Genomic DNA, 19717 nt, shown 5'->3' on the forward strand with positions numbered 1-19717 from the left:
TTGATCATCACGGCCTCAATCTTTCCTTGCCGTCAACCTCAAGCGCAGTGAATTAAAGCTCTTTGTTGGCAAGCGTCACCCGCTCCGGACTGTCAGTCTATTCCTCGGAATAGATGATCGGAAGAATACCGTTTATACAGTATATTTCTCAATCGTCAAAATCGCTTACAAAGTCTCGCTCAGTAAAATAGAGTGTATGTCACACAGACGCACGTTCTTGAAACAACTTGGAATCGCGACGACAGCAACAGCAGCCATCGGTACAAGCACCACGGCGGCCACGGCAACAGACAACGCTCACGACGGATTGAATATCGATGCAGGTCACGGAGCAGAGTTCGACTATCCCTGGCAGTTCATCGGGCGCCGATCGGCAGTAATGGCCCAAAACGGCATGGTATCGACAAGCCATCCACTCGCCGCACAAGTCGGGGTTCAAACTCTGCAGGAGGGCGGGAACGCTGCCGATGCTGCGGTTGCAACCGCAACAATGCTCAATTTCGTCGAGCCCCATATGACTTCGATTGCAGGGGATATGTTTGCGCTGACCCATTTTGATGGGGAATTTAAAGCATTGAACGGCAGTGGTCGCGCACCTGCCGCTGCGGATATCGATACGTACTGTGAGCGTACCGATGAAACGGAGAATGGTCAACCCATTATTCCGGCAGAAGGAGGACTTCCCGTTACCGTTCCAGGCGCAGTCGACGGCTTCCATCAGCTCATCGACCGATACGGCACCCAGGAGCTCGCCGACGTGTTCCAGCCAACAATTGAGTACGCCCGTCAGGGGGTGCCGATTACCGAATACGTTGCAGCACAGTGGGAAGAGGCTGCACCGCGGGTCGAAGGATTCGATTCGTTTGCCGAGACCTTCCTGCCTGATGGGCGACCACCACGGCCCGAAGAGATCTTCTCAAACCCCGCGTTCGCTGATTCGCTCGAACGGATCGCCGAAGACGGTATTGAGACGTTCTACGGTGGTGATCTCGGCCAGGAAATCGTCGAGATCGTCCAACAGCACGACGGCGTGATGGAGCTCTCCGATCTGGAAAACCACGAGAGTACGTGGGGAGACCCTATTTCAACCGAGTATCATGGTGTAGAGGTGCTTGAACATCCACCGAATACGCAGGGTGTTGTTGCGCTACAGGCACTCAACATCCTCGAGAACTTCGACATCGAGGAAGATCCGACTGACCCGGAGCGTCTCCATCGGATGATCGAAGCGATGAAAATCGCCTTTGCTGATGCCTACGAGTTCGTCTCGGATCCCGAAGCCGAGCAAATCCCAGTAGAGACGATGCTTTCGAAAGAGTACGCTGCCAACCGTGTTAACGGGATTGGATCCTCAGTAGGTGAGTATACACCACAGGCCGATAGACACAGTGATACAGTCTATCTTACCGTTGTAGACGGGGATAACAACGCCGTTTCACTGATCAATAGTGGGTACTACCCCTTTGCGAGTGGACTTGCCGTCGGAGGCTTCATGCTACAAAATCGTGGGTTCTCCTTTAGCCTTGACTCTGATGACGCGAACGCACTCGAACCCGGAAAGCGTCCGTTCCATACACTTGTCCCAGCGATGCTTGCCGAAGATGGCGAATTCCGTGCCTCCTTCGGTGTGATGGGAGGGGATATGCAGCCCCAAGGGCATGTCCAAGTCATCGCGAATATGATCGATTCGGAATTGAACCCACAGGCAGCGATCGATACCCCTCGATTCCGATTCATGGAAGATCATGAAGTGACACTTGAAACCTCGCGCCTCCCCGAAGAGACGATCAGTGACCTTCGGGAACGTGGCCATGACGTAATTACCGAAGAAGAGTACTTCGTTCCCGATGCAGGCCACTACGGTGGCGGACAACTTATCTATCGCACCGAAGACGGGACCCTGATCGGCGGTTCGGAACCGCGGCGTGATGGCCAAGCGATCGGATTCTAACGGTTCGCATTAGAACCGTTGTATCCCTGGTAACGTCGTTGAGGCCCTTTGGGAGAAACCCGCTCCTAAGAAGAGGGAGTGGTCACAAAAATCCAATTACCACTTATCCACCGCTATCTATTTATTTAAAATAGTATATAAAATATACTAAGTTAATATTAATAAATATAGTGGATGACTAGCAGAAGATGTCTGATAACGACTATCAGGGAGAAGTATCTGACACTGAGGAAGAAAGCCATGTGAATTCGAAGGACGCAACGGCCTCCCTTCCAGTCACCCGACGGTCGGTCCTACAGGGTGCTGCTGCAATCGGCCCAATTGCTGGGCTAGCAAGCACTAATACGGGTATTCAATCGGCGTCAGCCTCAACGGAGATCCATGGCTCAGGGACTGTAACAAGTCCAAATGGGAGTATCCAAGCTACCGTTGAAATGGGACCATCCCAGCGTCTTGACGATGACCTCCCGTCTGGCCGTGTTGCCTCACTTACGGTGAACTATGACGGAACGACCGTTATCGAACCCTCGCCACTAGGTATTACTACCTACGTAGGACAGTTCGTTACCAGCCTCTCGTTAGAAGATACTACTGTCAAAACGATCAAGCAACAGTACGAGACGGTGGGCGGTGACAAATCCGGACAACAGACCCTACATGCCCGACTTGGAACTCTTACATTTGGCTCACCGAACGGGAGTCTCCAACTCGAACTCCTCGTTTCAAATGAAGGGATTGCGTATCGCTATCAACTTCCCGGCGAGGGGCACATCCTTGTCGACAAGGAAGTAAGTGCGTTCCAGATTCCGGAGGGATCAACCGCATGGCTACATTCATACAATAATCGGTATGAATCCGTCTGGGAGGGAACTGACGTTGCATCCGCCAGCGGTACTTTCGGTTTCCCTGGACTATTTGAGGTCACTGATGACGCCTATACGTTGCTTACCGAAGCAAACGTCGACGGAAACTATTGTGCATCACATCTCGCAGTCAATGGTGAAGATGGTAGAATGGGCGATGACGCCCCACGTGAGGAATCACTCGTTGGCGAAGAGAACGATCGCGATGAAATCATCCCTGAAAACGAAGAGTTCGACTATGACGAGAACCCGCGACTTTTCGAACTCAGGTTCGCTGGACAGGAGGGATATGGGCTGCCCACGATTGTCGATTCATCCCTCCCATTAGAAACGCCATGGCGTGTCGCCCTCATCGGAGATCTATCGTCCATCGTCGAATCGAACCTCGTCGCAGCACTGAGTGAACCTCCACAGGTCAACGACACGTCGTGGATCACTCCTGGAATCGTCGACTGGTCGTGGTGGTCTGATGGCGACAGCCCGCGGGATTTAGAGATACAAAAACAGTACGTCGATTATGCAGCTGAGCAAGGCTGGGAGTATACACTTGTTGACCGCGGCTGGCGCCGTGAGTGGATGCCAGAGTTAGTCGACTATGCGAATGACCGTGATGTTGAGATCCTCGTCTGGATGGTTTGGACAGACTTGAATACGGAGAGAAAGCGAGAGACGTTGTTCTCACGATTGAAATCGTGGGGCGTCAGCGGAGTCAAGATCGATTACATGGACTCCGATCGTCAGCAACGGATGCAGTGGTATGATGAGGTGCTTGCAGCGACAGCCGATCATGAACTGCTCGTCAACTTCCATGGATCAACGCTTCCGAAGGGGCGGCGACGTACGTGGCCACATCTACTGACGTCCGAAGCGATCTACGGTGCAGAACAGTACAAGTGGGAAGAGGTACCGGCGTCGCACAACGTTGTACTCCCATTCACACGAAACGTCGTTGGCCCAATGGATTATACGCCTGTAACCTTCTCGGCAACGGGCGACAATGCTGAAACAACGATTGGCCATGAGCTCGCGTTATCGGTTGTCTTCCAGTCGGACCTCCAGCACTTCGCTGACAGTATCGAAAGCTACCAAGAGTATCCGTTGGCCGAACAATTCCTAAGTGAGGTCTCGGCCGTCTGGGATGAGACAACGTTCGTGAGTGGAACACCTGAAGAAGAGGCCACACTAGCGAGATGCGATGGAGACCAGTGGTTTGTCGGCAGTATCACAGCCGGAGACAGCCAGACGGTTAACCTATTACTTTCGTTCCTCCCAGATGACCAGCAATATACAATGCGTTTGATTAGCGATGCTGATGACGGCACGGCGCTCACATCGCGTGAACAAACCGTCACTGCTGATGAAACAGTCTCAGTTGATATCGCCGAGAACGGAGGATTCGTCGCTCGTCTGTGGCCATCTCGATAAGATCCAGAAAGCCAGAAGTGCAGTATACTACTAACGTCGTTTTTGCGATCAGAGGATGGCTATCGGCCTCAACCAGGATTGAATGCACGCTGCGGACTTCTAGGATCGACAAACGGCGCTCGGTCAGATTCGACGACGCACTCTTTGTCGGGCATCTCGACGTGTAGCGTCCCATCAAGCACGTAGAATGCTTCGACTTGTTCAGTATGGGAATAGTATTTGAGTCCCGATTGGTCACCCGGAGCGAGTTCGTAGACGCGAAGCCCGAGCTTTGAATCTTGGTAGTCGTATCCGGCTGCGACACTCAACGAGCGAACGTCTGTCGGGCGGTCGTCCCATTGGTCAAGGTCGTCAGCGTCGACAAGGTGGTATCCCATCTACTCTTCAACCAGAAGCAGCTACTAAACTGCTGGCCTGAGACATCAGTATAGATAAACGCTATAATGAACAGCTACTTTCAGGATCAAACTGGCTCAAGAATCATGGTGCTACTACTCCCCCGAAAGATGGTCAGCTAACTCTGCATATGAGTCAACCACCATATCAGGCGTATGACTCAGTCGGGTTGCTGGAACGTTAAACCGATTCACTAAGATCGTCTTCATTCCCGCTGCCTGTGCACCAGCGACATCAAAGGTATGGGTCGCAACCATTGTACAGTCTTCAAGCGAGCGGTCAGTATAGTTCTCGATGTTCTCGTAGGCCTTCGGGTGCGGCTTGAATACCTCGACATCCTCGACGCTTACAATACCGGTGAGATACTCGTCAAATCCAGTATTTTCCGCAAGTTCAGTGAGCATGTCTTGGTTGCCATCAGAGAGAATATACAGCTCGTGACCAGCATCTCGAAGCTGCCCGAAGTTCGCAAGATCCTCGTACGGTTCGAGATGTTTGTAGGCCTCCATCACTCGCTGATACTCCGTATCGGTCAAGTTAACGCCATAGTAGTCGAGGACATAATCAAGTGATTCAGTGGTGAGATCCCACCATGATCTGTAGTCCCTCATCAGCGTGACTTCCATCGAGTATGAGATCTGGTATTCAACCCACATCTCGGACATGTCTTGTACGATTGGACTTGGGAGACCCGTGACCGCTTCTAACGTATCTGTAACACTATGCTGATTATGGGTTGATCCATAGACATCGAAACAGAGTACTTCGGTCATGCGTGGGCACCGACGTGAAAGTCTTATATAAATTTGTTCCGCAGTAGGATGGCAGTTGCAACAACCGACGAGTCAGTGTTCGTGGCCTGCCGAAACAGTAGTGCCACCAGAGTAGTTCTGCGTAAGCATACTGACTGCAATAATCGCGATTGCAGCAGCCGGAGCCGCAATAATGACGGCGTCTAACCCTAGCGGCTGGCCAAGGATTGCTTCCCAAGAGACAGCAATAGCAAATCCAACAAGCATCCCTGCGATACCACCCATCTTCGTTAGCCGGTTACGCATAAGGAATATCGCGAACACAGCAGGCGTAATCGTTGCACCATAGGCGGTGTACGCGTAGAGTTGCAGTTCCAGAATCGTTGGAAAATATTGGCCCATTATGTATGAGAAAGTCCCGAGCACAACAACAGCACCTCGCGTGAGCCATAGAACGGCTCTATCGGATGCTTCTGGATTGATGAACCCCTTGTACAGGTCTTGTGAGATATTTGTACTCGCAGAAAGCAAGAACGAATTCCCAGTAGTAATGATAAAGGCAGCAGCTGCAGCCAGTAAAATCCCGCCTACCCAGGTTGGAATAACGGTTGTCACTGAAATCAGTGCCATGCCAGGATCAATGTTAGGGAACATAGATCGTGCCGCAAAAGCAATGATCGGAATAATAACGCCAGCGACGGCGACACCGATAAACCAACCAATGATACCAATACCGGTTCCTTCATCGCTTTCGCCAGCGATCAACCGCTGATACATGTTCTGATCTGCTAGTACTAATAATAGTGGTGGCACCCATAGTCCCATAAATTGAATCGGGCTCAAATCACCCAAAACAGTCAGACTAGATGCTGGTACCGTTGTCGTAATTTCTCCCCAGCCACCTGCAGCACTCAACACAAATGGAAGCCCGACAACAAGACCAACGACCATCAAAAATGCGCTAATTGCGTCCGTATATGCAACTGACATCAATCCACCCATCGTTGCTAAAACAATAATAACAACTGCTGCAATGAGTGTGCCAGTCTCAACAGGGAGTCCTGTTGTTGCTGCCAGAATAAAACCGAAGCCTGTGAATTGGTATGAGACAATACCAACGTATGCGAATGCAATAACCAGTAGGCCGATCCCTTTCGCTTCTTTCCCAATTCCTTCTTCGAGTATTTCCGGAATAGTGTATGTACCGAATCCCCGAATCTGTGATGCGAATGATTTGAGAATTGCGATACCAAGGAGAGGAGCAGTGCCAAAAAGTACCGCCGCCCAGATACCATTGCTGTAGGCGACAGAGTTACCTCCGCCAGTCACACTACCAGACCCCATCCACGTAGCCATCAGCGTTCCTGCGATAATGAGTGCGCCAAGACTCCGCCCAGCCAACATGAAGTCTTCTGCAGTCTCTGTTTTTTGGTAGGCCCAGAAGCCCACAACTAGCATTAGTCCTAAGTAGCCAAGAACGATGTAAAGCAGCGTAATATCGGGCTCTACGCCTGCTTGTAGTATTTGTAGCACCATTTTCTTTGTCTCTATCGGGTATGTTATTCCGTATTACGGTGACTGAGCACAAGATATATAATTAGTGGATCACTATAGTGAAAATATTATTTAAGATTGATATTTGATGGGTGGTTATATGCGGATACACGAACCGAACAGTGTATGGACTCTCTCAAGCTACCCCGTGCAGAATATCAGGATCGGACTGAAACACTCCTCTCCCATGCTCATGCGGACGGCTACGATGCTGTTCTTTTGTTCGGTTCTTTGAACATCCAGTACATCTCAGGCATGTATCATCTGCCAACAGAACGACCTGTCGTCCTTGCAGTTACCGATAAGCAGATGGACATTGTCGTCCCACGACTAGAAAAGGAACATGCAGAGCGCGATTCGTTCCTCATTGACGATGTTCATGTCTACTTCGATTATCCCCAAGGGCAACCAATGGATCGTGTCGTAACGATGTGTGAATCGTTAGGGATTGCTGATAGTACCATTGCCGTCGATACGGATGGGAGTCCGGGCAGAAATGGATACCAAGGACCGGCATTGTCTGAGCTGCTTCCAGGGACTGTACACACGGAAGACTACATCACTTCAATGCGTGAGCAAAAGAGTCAATCTGAAATTGAGCTCATCCAAGAAGCGAGTACCTGGGCGACTCTAGGCCATCGACTGTTACAGGAGCGGATTGAGCCGGGGCGACGCCCGATCGTTGTCAGTACAGAGGTCGAAGCTGAGGCATCGAAGACTATGTTGGATACACTCGGTGACCGCTACGAGATGATGAACTGGTCCGCACCAATGATGTGTAAGTTTACAACGGGTGAGGTCACTACACGGCCACACAGTGTCGATCAAACTACTCGAATCCAATCAGGCGATACCATTGTAACGATCGTCAAACCGCACGTTAGCGGTTATACAACCGAACTAGAACGAACGCTCATTGTGGGAGAACCATCCGAAGAACAACGCCACTATTTCGAGATTATGCGTGAATCACAAGAAATCGCAATCGAGGCGATCAAGCCAGGAGTGGAATACAGCACCATTGAGCAAGAGGTCTTGAATTACTACGAAGAACAGGGAGTCAGCGAATATGTGCAACATCATATCGGGCACAACATCGGATTAGAAGGTCACGAGCGACCGTTCTTGGATTTGGAGTACAACGGGGAGATTCAGCCGGGTGAACTCTATACAGTTGAGCCAGGATTCTATGTCCCTGACGTGGGTGGCTTTCGTCACTCGGATACGATTGTGGTTACAGAAGGCGGAACCGAGATGCTCACCAACTATCCACGTCAGATTTCGGAACTAACCATTACAACCAATGCGTAAACTCACACCTACACCCGATTCGCAGTTCATCGATGACGATCGCCTGCTAAAGGTTCGCGAAACAATAGCTCAAACGGAGGTCGATGGACTACTTGCATTGTCGCCAGCAAATTCGTACTACCTCACTGGCTGCTATGCAGGTATGTATTCTCGTCCGGTAGCTGGTTTGGTCACACAGGGCACAAGCATCTTTGTCGGCCCAGCATTAGAGGCACGGAAAGCAGATCGAACCGCCTGGACGGACCGAGCGATATTGTATGAGGATGCGGATGCACCCTTCGAGATACTGGCGGAGGTAGTTAAAGAGACAGGCGTTACCTCGTTAGGTATCGATCGGGCAGTAGCCCAAGCCGGCTGGGTCGATCAACTCACAAACTCAATTGACGTCGATCTAGTCGATCTAACAGAGGAGTACCAGTCATTGCGGATGGTCAAAACGGACTGGGAATTGGACATGATCCGTCGAGCAGCTGATCTTGCGGGGGCGGGTATGGAGGCGTATTTGGAGACAATTGCAATCGATACGCCTGAGCTTAGCGTCGCTAATGCAATTCAGGACGCCTACTATGAGACATATCTCGAATGGTATCCATCGTATGATATCGGGACTGCAAATGAGCTTGGCCAATATGGGTTTGCGAGCGTCCTCGCAGGTTCTCACGCCTTAGAGCCACACAGCATCTCTTCAGCCCGCGAGATCAATAGCGGTGATAGTATCGTTGGTATAGCGCTTCCTTCACTACAAGGGTATGTGTGTGAAGAAGAACGCACAGTACTGGCAGGAGATGTCTCGGATGAGATCTACCAAGCAATGGAGACGCTCGTTGACGTACGACGTGGTACGATCGAGCGCATTGAATCGGGAGTCGGCGTCGATGAGATCGATGCATGGACAGCACAACAACTGAAGGACGCTGGCTACGAATCGAACCTTATCCATCGGTCGGGGCATGGTGAAGGAATCACGATCCATGAGGGGCCCGCCCTCAACACTCGAGAAAACGGAATGCTCAAGCCGGGAATGGTCATCAGTGTCGAACCAGGCCTATATTTCCCAGACCAAGGTATCGGCCTTCGGCATTCAGATACGCTCGTCATTACCGAAAATGGAAGCGACCGACTCACTCACAGCGACGACGGAGTGATTATGATTGATTGAATTAACACCAGCAGTCCAATTTTAGCGACGACCATTTTTCTCGACGGGTCCAGAGCCTCGCACGAGGTGTCTATGCCGAAGAGATGCCGTATCGCGACCCACATACCGCAGCTCCTTGTCTCTGGGCCATCAGAGATGAGATTGGCCCCGCTCTCGAAGTATTACACGTGAGCAGCACAAAGTTAGAAGACGAGCAACAGCGAAAGGGCCTGGAAACGGCATTCATTGCCCTCCATCGGCGTGCAACCGATCGGAGTCCCACGGCTAACTTCGGACGAATAATCGACGGCTACAAACAATCCTCATACAGCTATAGCGACCCTACGTTCAAAGGCGGTATCCTCGACGAAGGCGATGAGGAGCCAAATGCTGAGCAGGGCATTGAGCCACCCAGCTGGCAACAATGGGGAACGCCGCGGTCCCGAGAGTGGATGGACTCGAGTGGTCCGAGCCATATCAACTCGATCAGCGCCTCGAAGCCACTCCGCCGGATAACGGCCTGTATCGGATCTGGTATGAGAACAGCGATGCACCGTTGGCCTACATTGGCGAATCGAGCGCGATTCCCTCCCGTCTCTACAATCACGAGAAGGCCTTCGGCGGGAAGCTCTATTTGCGTACGCAGAGCGCCTCGATCTCGACGCTGCTCACAAACGCCAAGAGATCGAGACAGACCTTTTTGGCGCGTATTATCTCGCTACGAATGAGTCACCATTAGCTCAATTTGGCCATTCGGAGAACGTTGGGTATATGTAGCACGGGACCATCGTTTGTTTCACATCAAGGTTAATAATCAATATCTGAATATCCGTACAACGTATCATGTCGATCAATTGTGAATAACGGCTTTACATAGCGGCGGAGAACGTGACGCATGAATATCGCGGTCATTGGTGCAGGCGCGCTCGGCTGTCTGTTCGGCGGACATCTTGCTGTCGCCGGTCACGACGTATGGCTTCTCCACCGCCGAGAGCAGATCGCCAACACCCTCTCAGCGGCAGGAATTTCTATTCACCGAGACGACGACCCACCGCTGGCGGCCGGAATCAACGCAACGGCGACTGCAAGTGATGTGGGAACCGCTGACTTGGTTCTCGTCCTCGTTCGGGCTCACCAAACGCCAACGGCACTGGCCGAGCACGCAGCGTGTATCGGACCGGAGACGTTGTTGCTATCGCTGCAGAACGGCCTCCGCAATTACGACTATCTGCTCGATCAGGTTGGACGCGAACGAGCGTTCTGTGGGGTCACCTACGAAGCAGCAATCACAAAGGAGCCGGGTACCATCATCCACACCTCGACCGGTTTGACGACGTTCGGTGGCAGCAGTGTAGGTGCCCGCACGACGATTCAGGAGACGTTCGCAGAGGCGGGATTCAACGTCAACACCGTCACCGACCCCCGTCCCGTTATCTGGGAGAAAGGGGCTCTCGTAGGGGCAACAGCACCTGTACTAACGCTGACCGGATGTCCAGTGACACACCTGCCCACCGACCCGCTGGACGAAGTTGTAACCCAACTTCTGACGGAAGCCGACCACGTCGCCACCAGCCAAGGGATCGACATCGACGTAGAGACGATACAGCAAACGATTGCGTCGATGACCGAGTCACACGCCGAGCATCGCGTGAGTATGGTACAAGATATCGAGCATGGACGACGAACAGAAATCGACGAATTGAACGGCGTGATTATCGACTTGGGGAAGACTGCAGACATTGCCGTCCCAATAAACAAACACGTGACAGCACTCATTCACGGTGTCGAGCAGTGCTCGTGACGTGAGTCTATACTACAGCTTCGGATTGGGTTACCTGACCGAATTCAATTTTTTCACAGGAGTAGTGTCTTTGCAATTGTTCCGATTGAGCCGAGAGACGTTCTCGTCGGTGATGAATCGGAGGAAGTTGTAATCGGACGCGACGCCGTCAAGGAAGTCACCTCGGCCGCTGAGGCAGTCATCCAGACAGAACAAGAAGTGGACCGCTTGATCGGCGAGGGGAAATCGCTTGAGCAGACATTCGAGGACCTGGCATGGAATAATCCGTCATGCTGAATATGCGCTCTGTATTCAGTACAACTCCTGAAACCTATCATCAATTGAAAGATTCCAACAAGGCCAAATCGTTATATGACCCTGACCAACCCAACTCGCTCACCGAAAGAACGGCCAGCTCACAGAATATCGTCCGTGGTCTCGGCGGTCCGGAACGACTCTAAATCCGTATACCGGAGTCCATACGGAACACGCGTTGCCAGTGGAATCGGGATAGTTCATACAACGATTCGGGCTCAAACACAACGACACGCGTGTTCGGATCGAACGGTCCCTGATCACCAGTGAACAGCGTGACTTGCTTATTCTTCGGTGCCCGGTTCCGCAATCGCATAGAGAGTTCCGTCTGAGATCACGTACACACTTCCGTCGACGACGACGGGATTGCCAGTGATCGGTAGATCGAACATCGCGATGATTGTCCCTGTCGATACCTCGATGGCATACAGAGCATCGGTCTCTACACCAAACGCGTCCGAGGTAGCGCCGACGTAGAGCACATCGTTAGCGACTACTGGTGCCGTTGAAACGCCGAAATCCATCGTATCTCCATAGATCGACCAACCACCGGCCCCATCAACGTTCCCGGCGGCTAGAACGGACACCATGTCATAATCGACCGCCGTCGTATAGATATGGCCGTCGCCTGCAGCTATCGGTAAGAGGCCGAACCCAGCGTTCGTCCTTACGGTCCGTACGTCCCCACCGGTTGTCTTATCGAGGGAAACGAGACTGTAGACAGGAGCACCAAGGATATCCTCGTCACCGCCAGCTGTCACACGTAGATAGACCCGTCCATTGGCGACGACTGGTGGGCCATCGATGTTCGCCTCGGACGCAAACGGTGGAACTAGTTTTTGTTGCCACTGAATACGTCCAGTTCGCGCCCCGAGAGCGAGGACGGTTCGATCCAAGCCTCCGTCACCGGTAACACGACCAACGTAGACACACTTCCCATGTATCGCCGGAGGCGTGAGACGGCTTCCGAGTGTTCGTTCCCAAATCACCGTGCCGGAAGCAGTGTTAAGGCTATATATTGTCTCGTGATCCGTAACATAGAGCCGCCGGCCGGCCAAAGCGAGCCCGCCAGTAGTCAGTGGCGTGGCCGACGAGATGGGCGCCGTCCATCGAACACTGCCGTCCGAACGCGAATATGCTCGGAGCGAGCCACCGCTTGCGTAGATATGTCTGTCGTCAACGGCCAGTGCATCTATTTCCGTCTCGGGATCGACCATCCAGAGAAGTGACCCATCGGTGGCATCCAGCGCGTATAGCCCTGCACGAGACTCATCAGTCTCCGGATCAAGTACCTGCCCGCTCGCATACACTACCCCGTTGCTAATGACGGGATCGGTTATCGTATTGGACTCGAATCGCCATCGTTCCTCGAGACCGCTCCGTGGCCCATCTGCAGTCGGATGATACCCCGTATGGGCGCCATTGTACCGCTGTTGTGGCCATTCTATCTCGCTCGCTGTTAGTGAGTCCTTCTGAGAGGCAGGACGAGCTCCGTGATCCGAGCGTGCCGCTGTCGCTGTCGATGCGAGAAGGCTGCTACCAGTAATCGCCCCGGCTGCCAACAAGAACTTGCGTCTCGTCGGAGTTATATTTAATAAATCATGAGATAATGTATTACTCACATGTATTCTATAGTCATCTGAGGATATAAGGAGATTGTCCATATTATATTCCAATTCGCAAGACATGTTTGTCATTTACAGCCAGTAATACTGGGGAAAATCACTGGTTCACAGCGGCGGACAGCACACAAGCCCACGAGTTTACTTTTACTGAGGCGATCTCATTTATCATTCACTGCGAGACACAGCAGGACTCGGAGACATTGCTCACTACTGGGTTCTCGACGAACACGAACTGGCTGAAGCAATAATATGATTGAGGCCGTGTGCACCACTATCCAAATCTCAACTACTGATGTTGCACACGGCTTCCACTACAAAGGAGATCACTACTTGAGGAGACGGAATGATTGATCTGTCTCAAGGGACTGGCTCTCGTATGATCGACGTCACATACGAGGACGCCAATGACGAGATAACGACGATCCACGCGGATGAAGCGAATATAACGCCCGAAGAACGCTATCTCCAGATACGAATTACAGACGACGAACGGCAACTCGATATCCCAACACGGAGGGTGATCTCTGTCGAACGTGATCTCGAGGAACTGGATTCGGACGACCGGACAGCAAGCGCACAGTATCTCTAAATCGCTCTCACAATTCACTCTCGTCGTAAGCAGCAAACTGGCTACGACGTATATGGACTCCCGATATTGACATCCTCCCCACCCTAAAGGGCGAGGATTCGTCGAAGGGGAGTTCAAGGTTGCACGTTTCCTCGGTGGTCAAATTCCCTTTCGGGAGCCACGTCAGCGGTTGCCTCCCAATTGTGACCGAGGAGGTGCGTTGCAGTGCGTATAGCCCTGTCAAAGGGGCCTTCCGTCCGACGCTCGGTCGGCGGTTCAACGCGACGAATACCGCTCGTCGCTCCACGGCGGGGTATTCAGCCCGCACGGTACCACGATTCGCGTCGCCCGAAGCGTTACGTCGTGGACTGGTTCGATGCGCGCACCGGATTTGTGACCACGGGGCAAGTCGATGCGAAGCATCGGTGCGGTCAAAGACCGCGTTTGCCGACGTGGGAACTCCGGTAGTGCGGTCTACGGCAGCGGCGAGTATAGAGAGTACGGCGCGTATCCCTGCCCTGAATGGCGAGGCTTTGCGCCTGTTTTTACGTAAGAGAGGAGACTATGGTAGTGGAGTAGTTCATAGAAGATAATTATAATGTTCTGGATTCCGTCGGCTAACAAGGACTGATGACAGACCAAAGTCACACGCCGACTGATGCTCCATCGCCTGGCGCAAGCCACACGATGAGTGGGATCGAAAACGAGTACTACTCACAGGAAGTTCACGGCCCATACGAGACGTACTCACTGGGTGAGTTCGAGCTCGCCGAAGGCGAGACACTGCCCGACTGCCAGATCGCATATACAACGTTCGGCGAACTCAACGACGCAAAAGACAACGCCATTCTCTTCCCGCATATGTATTCAGGGACCAGCAAGGATATGGAACTGTACGTCGGCGAGGAGATGGCGCTTGATCCACAGACGTATTTCATCATCCTCCCCAATCAGATCGGCGGGGGACTCTCGACGTCACCCCACAATACCCCGCCACCATACGGACAAGCGGATTTCCCGAACGTGCGTATCAGTGACGATGTCCGTGCACAACAGCAACTAGTTACCGAGAAATTCGGGATTGACGAAATCGAACTCGTCCTTGGGTGGTCGATGGGGGCCCAGCAGACCTACGAGTGGGCTGTCCGATACCCAGAGATGGTCAAGCGAGCGGCGCCGATCGGCGGCACCGCGAGAAATCCACCCCAAAGTAGCCTCCTTGTCGATGCACTCATCTCGGCTTTCAAATTGGATCCGAACTGGAATGACGGGTATTACGACGATCACCGATCGATGCGTCAAGGACTCAGGCAACATGCCCGGACGTGGGTCTTAATGGGAACGAGCGCGGATCTCTGGCGCGAAGAAGAGTGGCGTGCGGCCGGATTCTCGTCATTGGACGACTTCATGCATCGGCTCTGGGATGAGTGGTTCCTCCCAATGGATCCGAACAATCTGATTCGAATGGCTTGGAAGTGGAAACACGCCGATGTGAGCCGAATGACCGACGGTAATCTCGAGAGTGCATTGGAACAAATCGAGGCTCGCGTGTACGTTCTGCCATTTGAAGAAGACATGGTGTTCACACTCGAGGACAATCGTCTCGAAGAGGAGATGATTCCCGATAGCGAGCTGCGACCGATCCCGACGCCATGGGGACACTTCGGGATGTTCGGATTCCGTCCGGAAGACAAAGAATTCATTGACACCGCGATCGGTGAGCTCCTCGATGAATCAGTAGCCTAAGTGAGTTCGAAGAACAGCAACCCAATTCAATTTTTCACCGCCTGACCAGAAGGCACCACCACTGGCTGACCGCCCACCGGTGAGCATCCTTCTACCGACGGCGAGGGAAACCAATGCCGGCGAGGAGCTGCCCGCTCAACTTGAGGAGCTCATCGTCCTCGATAATGACTATTCTCTTCTTCAGGATACCTGGACGATCCGCGACAGCAAGACGGGTGCTACACTCGCGAAAATCACCTCCCGTGGAGCACTCGCAATACTCGCGCGACGGAAGCTCCCACTCGGTGGATTGATTCAGCACAAATACGAAATCACTGACGCGGACGGTGCGCACGTTGGGACGATCCGTGGCAAACTATCGCTTCGGGACCGATACGAGATCACCATCGACGACGCAACTACGGTCCCAAAAGAGTCGATCGTCGCTGCGGCAATCGTCATTGACGCTATTCAAGGCAATTAGCTCAGTCAGAGATACGACACCCCGGTAAGATCACTTGGAGCCGAGGACGAAGATAGCGACTACCGTGAGCTCGAATTGACGCTCTCACTGATGACGTCTCCCGATTCGAAACCCAGTCTAACTGGATGAAACAACTTTTACCGATATATCGAGAACAGATAATCGATGCCGGGCCTGCTCGTCTCGCTCCTTCTCGTGGTGGTTGCAGTGCTCATCATCTGGAAAGGAAGTGAGTACTTCGAGCGAGCAGCAGAGCGCCTCAGCAAGCACTATGGCTTGCCGGTCGCTGTCCATGGTGCCGTCGTCGTCGCAGTTGGATCGAGTTTCCCTGAGATCAGTTCGGTCGTTATTAGTACAGTCGTCCACGGGGAGTTCTCTCTCGGTGTCGGAGCGATCGTTGGCAGTGCCATCTTCAACCTCCTCGTCATTCCAGCTTTCTCGGCATTCGCCAGCGAGAACCTTGAGGCAACCCGCGATATCGTCCATAAAGACGGTCAATTCTACATTATCAGCGTTCTCGTTCTGTTCATCATGTTCGCACTCGGTGCGACATACGTTCCGGGAGGAACAAACGAGGCTGCGATCCTGACACCAGCGTTGGCGATCTTTCCCCTCGCGACGTACGGAATCTACATATTTCTTCACCAGCAGGACTCCAGTGCGCACGTTGGGGATGACTCCATAGACGTGCGACTAAGGCGGGAGTGGGGACTACTCGCGGTGGGGCTCCTGGTCATTGCTGTCGGCGTTGAACTGATCGTTCGCGCCGCCCTCTCACTTGGCGCTATCTTCGGTACACCAAGTTTCCTGTGGGGACTGACCGTCATTGCTGCTGGAACGAGCCTGCCAGATGCGTTCGTAAGCGTGCGCGCCGCTCAAAACGATAACAGCGTTACCAGCCTCACGAACGTTCTCGGGAGCAATACGTTTAATCTCCTCGTCGCCATCCCTGTTGGCGTCATCCTGGCGGGGACAGCGACCATCAATTTCCTCGTTGCGATCCCGACGATGGGGTTCCTCGCGTTCGCGACGCTCGTGTTTATTGTTTTCATCCGTACCGATCTCGAACTGACGAATCTCGAGGCCTACGGCTTTCTGGGACTGTATGGGCTGTTTCTCCTCTGGATGACGCTCGAATCAGTCGGTATCATCGAGACCGTTCAGGGCATCTAACTTGGTTCCGGGATCAAGTAGAGGGTGACTAACCTATCCTCCGTGGTTTGATCGCCTGCAGATCCGCCGTCTCGTCAGCCCGATCTCGCTTCAATTCAACAATGACCGGTTGCCGATAGAGACAAAGACAATAGACCGTCTAACCGTGTTCAGTCCTCGACTGCAGGATGCACAACCCAGCGGAGACAGAGATCCCTCCAGCCCCCAAAGTAGTAAACAGTGCCAATTGAACTACGCGCATGTCCGGTGATCCCGACGAGTTGGGCACACAGCTCTATCGCGCCTATTGAGATGTCGAGCCAATCGACTCAACAGCACTTCCGTCAACAGTAACGGTTGAGGAGGGATACGCGACCTAAGACGCGTTTATAGACCACCGGATCGCTAAGGAAGGAGAGCCAGTTGGGTACAAAATCGGCTTCACGAGCGAAGCTGTTCGGACTGATCTTTGCGTCGATGCTCCGGCATTCGGGCGGCTCCTTGCCGATACGGTTCGGGACGATCGACGCTTCGACACGGAGTCACGAATCGAGCCGGAAGTTGCCTTCCTGATGGGGGATGATCTATCGCCGCCGGTGAGTCGCCTCGACGTTATCAGTGCGACTGACCTCCTTGTGCCGGCCATTGAAATCGTTGATAGCCGAATTCGTGACTGGGACCTTATAGGACCAGCGGCGATTGCCGACAATGCGCTCGCAGCCCGACTCCTCATTGGCGATCGAATAGCGGCCAGTGATGTAGATCTCGTCCGTGAAGGGGTGGAAGTGTTAATCGATGGCGTCCGTCGGGCAACGGGAACCGGCGCAGCAGTGCTGGGCCATCCAGCCGACGCCGTCGCCTGGCTCGCAGAGACGCTCCCTGAGCATAACGAGTCGCTCAAGGCGGGCGATATCGTCACAACGGGTTCGATCACTAAACCACTCCCCATCAACGCTGGTGAAACTGCTGTTATGCGCTTCTCGTCGCTGGGTTCCGTCGTCGCACACGCTGAATAATCCGTGACAGAGAAGTCGAGATGGAGAGCTGAACCAGCCGTCGTACTCCAGCATACGTTCCATTAGGATGTTGTCTCGCCGTTCATGCTCCGACGAACTACGTAGTCGGTAACCGAATAGATAATTGCAGCTCTCTTCAGTACTTTCACGGATGGAAACGCACGTCCTATTGGAGATTTACGGTTTGCATCCCGTCGTGATACGGGCCGTGCCACGCGGCCGTTACCCCTATCCGGAGAGGACTCGGGGTTACTTGGTTGTTTATTGACGGTATCCCACTGCGGTCGCCGAGGGGGATACCCTCGACCAACCGAGGGGAACCCCGATACTGTCTCATTAGAGTAGGCGGCACGGCCGCCTCGGTTGGTATCACAGACAGACTGTATTCACGTGAATCTACCGATGCGGCGATTCATCCCCACCCTAAAGAACGGGGTTTTCTCGCCTAATTCAGATAAACAGGACAAGACCCGCTCGTGAATCGTCTCGGCCCCTTTCGCGATCCTTGGCGTACCGTAACTCGAACAACCCTTGCTGTTAGTGAGTACGGATCCCAATCGGGACGCCCCCTGATCGGCTAGTTCGTTCCAGAGGTCTTCTGTTCTCAGTCGAGATTCGTCTAAAAGAAGCGTGTAGTCGGCCGTCGGTTTGCTCAGTGGCGGTTTATATTTCATATATTTCCCTTGGAATATTCCGCCAATATATCTCGGATTATTGGACGTAGCTGAGCAGCGTAAAAAGCCGGTCAGTGTGGATCGAATCTTCTTTGAGTCGCGCTTTATAGTAATCCATAATGAGGCTCCCGAGATGTATCAGTGAGGACGATAACGGAGGGGAACGGTAACATGGAGGGCTCGGGGCCTGCAGGAAACCAGATGAGTTCCGACGAGCAAACCCCGGCTCCGAATATCCTTAACTCACTCATCGATACCGGTCAACATGAAATCGAGCGCGAAACGACGGGACTGCTTCTATCGGGCTTTTCGGCTGGTCTCGATATTGGATTCGGACCACTGCTGATGGCTGTCATACTGACGCTCAGCGATGGAGGGTATGGCGATATCGGGACGGAGTTACTTCTGGCGAGCGCCTACGCCGTGGGTTTCATCTTCGTTATCATCTCACGTTCGGAGCTGTTCACTGAACACACGACCCTTGCAGTGATGCCAGTGCTCGACAACCGAGCATCACTAGGGGGGTTAGCTCGGCTCTGGGGGCTCGTCTGGGTAAGCAACATCGTGGGTGGTATAGTGTTCACTGCGCTCATCGTTACGTTGATGCCCAGTCTCGGGGTTGCTTCGCCGGAAGCGTTCGGCAGCATTGCGCATAAACTGGTCGATCACGATTTCAGATGGCTGTTCGTCGCCGGTATCCTTGCGGGTTGGCTTATGGGGTTGCTGGCGTGGTTACTCGCCGCAGCCCAGGAAACGACTAGCCGTCTTCTCATCATCTGGCTCGTCACTGCTTCGATCGGCCTTCTCCATCTCCCACACTCGATCGCAGGCAATATTGAGGTCCTGTTCGGGGTCTTCGTCTCACCGCGGGTCTCGGTGCTCGACTACCTAGTGTTCCTCGTACTGGCGACAATCGGGAATGCGATTGGTGGCGGTATCTTCGTGGGGGTATTGAAATATGGACACGTAGTCCGCGGCGGTGGGTGAA

The 19717-nt window shown here is 53.0% G+C and carries 16 protein-coding genes and 2 pseudogenes; 13 read left to right on the top strand and 5 right to left on the bottom strand.

Features of this window, described 5'->3' with window-relative positions:
* The first annotated feature begins 196 nt into the window (after nt 1-196).
* Nucleotides 197-1951, top strand: a complete 1755-nt coding sequence (gene ggt / locus HAPAU_RS19235; protein WP_084383925.1) for a gamma-glutamyltransferase — start codon at nt 197-199, stop codon at nt 1949-1951.
* A gap of 188 nt (nt 1952-2139) precedes the next feature.
* Nucleotides 2140-4239 (top strand): glycoside hydrolase family 97 protein, encoded by a 2100-nt coding sequence (locus HAPAU_RS19240; protein ID WP_084383926.1) that lies wholly within the window; start codon nt 2140-2142, stop codon nt 4237-4239.
* A 68-nt stretch (nt 4240-4307) separates the two neighbouring features.
* Here the strand turns inward: HAPAU_RS19240 and HAPAU_RS20730 are convergent, their stop codons facing one another.
* The 3 genes from HAPAU_RS20730 to HAPAU_RS19250 form a co-directional block, all read right to left on the bottom strand.
* Entirely contained in the window at nt 4308-4616 is a 309-nt protein-coding gene (locus HAPAU_RS20730) for a cupin domain-containing protein (RefSeq protein WP_084383927.1), read from the bottom strand.
* Between the two features lie 114 nt (nt 4617-4730).
* Nucleotides 4731-5408, bottom strand: coding sequence for a haloacid dehalogenase type II (locus HAPAU_RS19245; protein ID WP_084383928.1), 678 nt, complete (start codon nt 5406-5408; stop codon nt 4731-4733).
* Nucleotides 5409-5480: 72 nt separating this feature from the next.
* Nucleotides 5481-6923, bottom strand: coding sequence for a sodium:solute symporter family protein (locus HAPAU_RS19250; protein ID WP_066385803.1), 1443 nt, complete (start codon nt 6921-6923; stop codon nt 5481-5483).
* Between the two features lie 144 nt (nt 6924-7067).
* Between HAPAU_RS19250 and HAPAU_RS19255 the strand changes: the two genes are divergently transcribed.
* From HAPAU_RS19255 to HAPAU_RS19270, 4 genes are all read left to right on the top strand, one after another.
* Nucleotides 7068-8252 (top strand): M24 family metallopeptidase, encoded by a 1185-nt coding sequence (locus HAPAU_RS19255; RefSeq protein ID WP_066385804.1) that lies wholly within the window; start codon nt 7068-7070, stop codon nt 8250-8252.
* The gene (locus HAPAU_RS19260; protein WP_066385805.1) at nt 8245-9411 is read left to right on the top strand and encodes a M24 family metallopeptidase; all 1167 of its coding nucleotides are present in this window, start codon (nt 8245-8247) and stop codon (nt 9409-9411) included. The genes HAPAU_RS19255 and HAPAU_RS19260 overlap by 8 nt, the downstream gene beginning before the upstream one ends.
* 427 nt (nt 9412-9838) lie before the next feature.
* Nucleotides 9839-10129 carry a hypothetical protein gene (locus tag HAPAU_RS19265; RefSeq protein WP_157078578.1) on the top strand — a complete coding sequence of 97 codons (291 nt, stop codon included), beginning with the start codon at nt 9839-9841 and terminating at the stop codon, nt 10127-10129.
* Nucleotides 10130-10285: 156 nt separating this feature from the next.
* Nucleotides 10286-11191 carry a ketopantoate reductase family protein gene (locus tag HAPAU_RS19270; protein WP_066385810.1) on the top strand — a complete coding sequence of 302 codons (906 nt, stop codon included), beginning with the start codon at nt 10286-10288 and terminating at the stop codon, nt 11189-11191.
* 578 nt (nt 11192-11769) lie between these two features.
* Here HAPAU_RS19270 and HAPAU_RS23190 read toward each other — a convergent pair.
* Entirely contained in the window at nt 11770-12246 is a 477-nt protein-coding gene (locus tag HAPAU_RS23190) for a PQQ-binding-like beta-propeller repeat protein (RefSeq protein ID WP_368085911.1), read from the bottom strand.
* 6 nt (nt 12247-12252) lie between these two features.
* Nucleotides 12253-13182 (bottom strand): annotated as a pseudogene (locus tag HAPAU_RS23195) (outer membrane protein assembly factor BamB family protein); the annotation flags it as partial.
* Here HAPAU_RS23195 and HAPAU_RS23200 point away from each other — a divergent pair.
* The 7 genes and pseudogenes from HAPAU_RS23200 (at nt 13176) to HAPAU_RS19305 (ending at nt 19716) form a co-directional block, all read left to right on the top strand.
* Nucleotides 13176-13358, top strand: coding sequence for a VOC family protein (locus HAPAU_RS23200; RefSeq protein WP_211263643.1), 183 nt, complete (start codon nt 13176-13178; stop codon nt 13356-13358). The pseudogene HAPAU_RS23195 and the gene HAPAU_RS23200 sit on opposite strands and share 7 nt — an antisense overlap.
* Before the next feature lie 128 nt (nt 13359-13486).
* Nucleotides 13487-13699 (top strand): hypothetical protein, encoded by a 213-nt coding sequence (locus HAPAU_RS19280; protein ID WP_066385812.1) that lies wholly within the window; start codon nt 13487-13489, stop codon nt 13697-13699.
* 666 nt (nt 13700-14365) lie between these two features.
* The gene (locus HAPAU_RS19285; protein ID WP_066385813.1) at nt 14366-15424 is read left to right on the top strand and encodes an alpha/beta fold hydrolase; all 1059 of its coding nucleotides are present in this window, start codon (nt 14366-14368) and stop codon (nt 15422-15424) included.
* Between the two features lie 142 nt (nt 15425-15566).
* A pseudogene (locus HAPAU_RS19290) lies at nt 15567-15887 on the top strand (hypothetical protein); the annotation flags it as partial.
* A gap of 165 nt (nt 15888-16052) precedes the next feature.
* The gene (locus HAPAU_RS19295; RefSeq protein ID WP_066385815.1) at nt 16053-17060 is read left to right on the top strand and encodes a sodium:calcium antiporter; all 1008 of its coding nucleotides are present in this window, start codon (nt 16053-16055) and stop codon (nt 17058-17060) included.
* Nucleotides 17061-17587: 527 nt separating this feature from the next.
* Nucleotides 17588-18055: a 2-keto-4-pentenoate hydratase gene (locus HAPAU_RS22680; protein WP_368085912.1), complete on the top strand. Its 468-nt coding sequence runs from the start codon at nt 17588-17590 to the stop codon at nt 18053-18055.
* 875 nt (nt 18056-18930) lie between these two features.
* Nucleotides 18931-19716 carry a formate/nitrite transporter family protein gene (locus HAPAU_RS19305; RefSeq protein ID WP_368085913.1) on the top strand — a complete coding sequence of 262 codons (786 nt, stop codon included), beginning with the start codon at nt 18931-18933 and terminating at the stop codon, nt 19714-19716.
* The last annotated feature ends 1 nt before the right edge of the window (nt 19717 follow it).

The sequence above is a fragment of the Halalkalicoccus paucihalophilus genome, assembly GCF_001593955.1.
GTDB lineage: Archaea > Halobacteriota > Halobacteria > Halobacteriales > Halalkalicoccaceae > Halalkalicoccus > Halalkalicoccus paucihalophilus.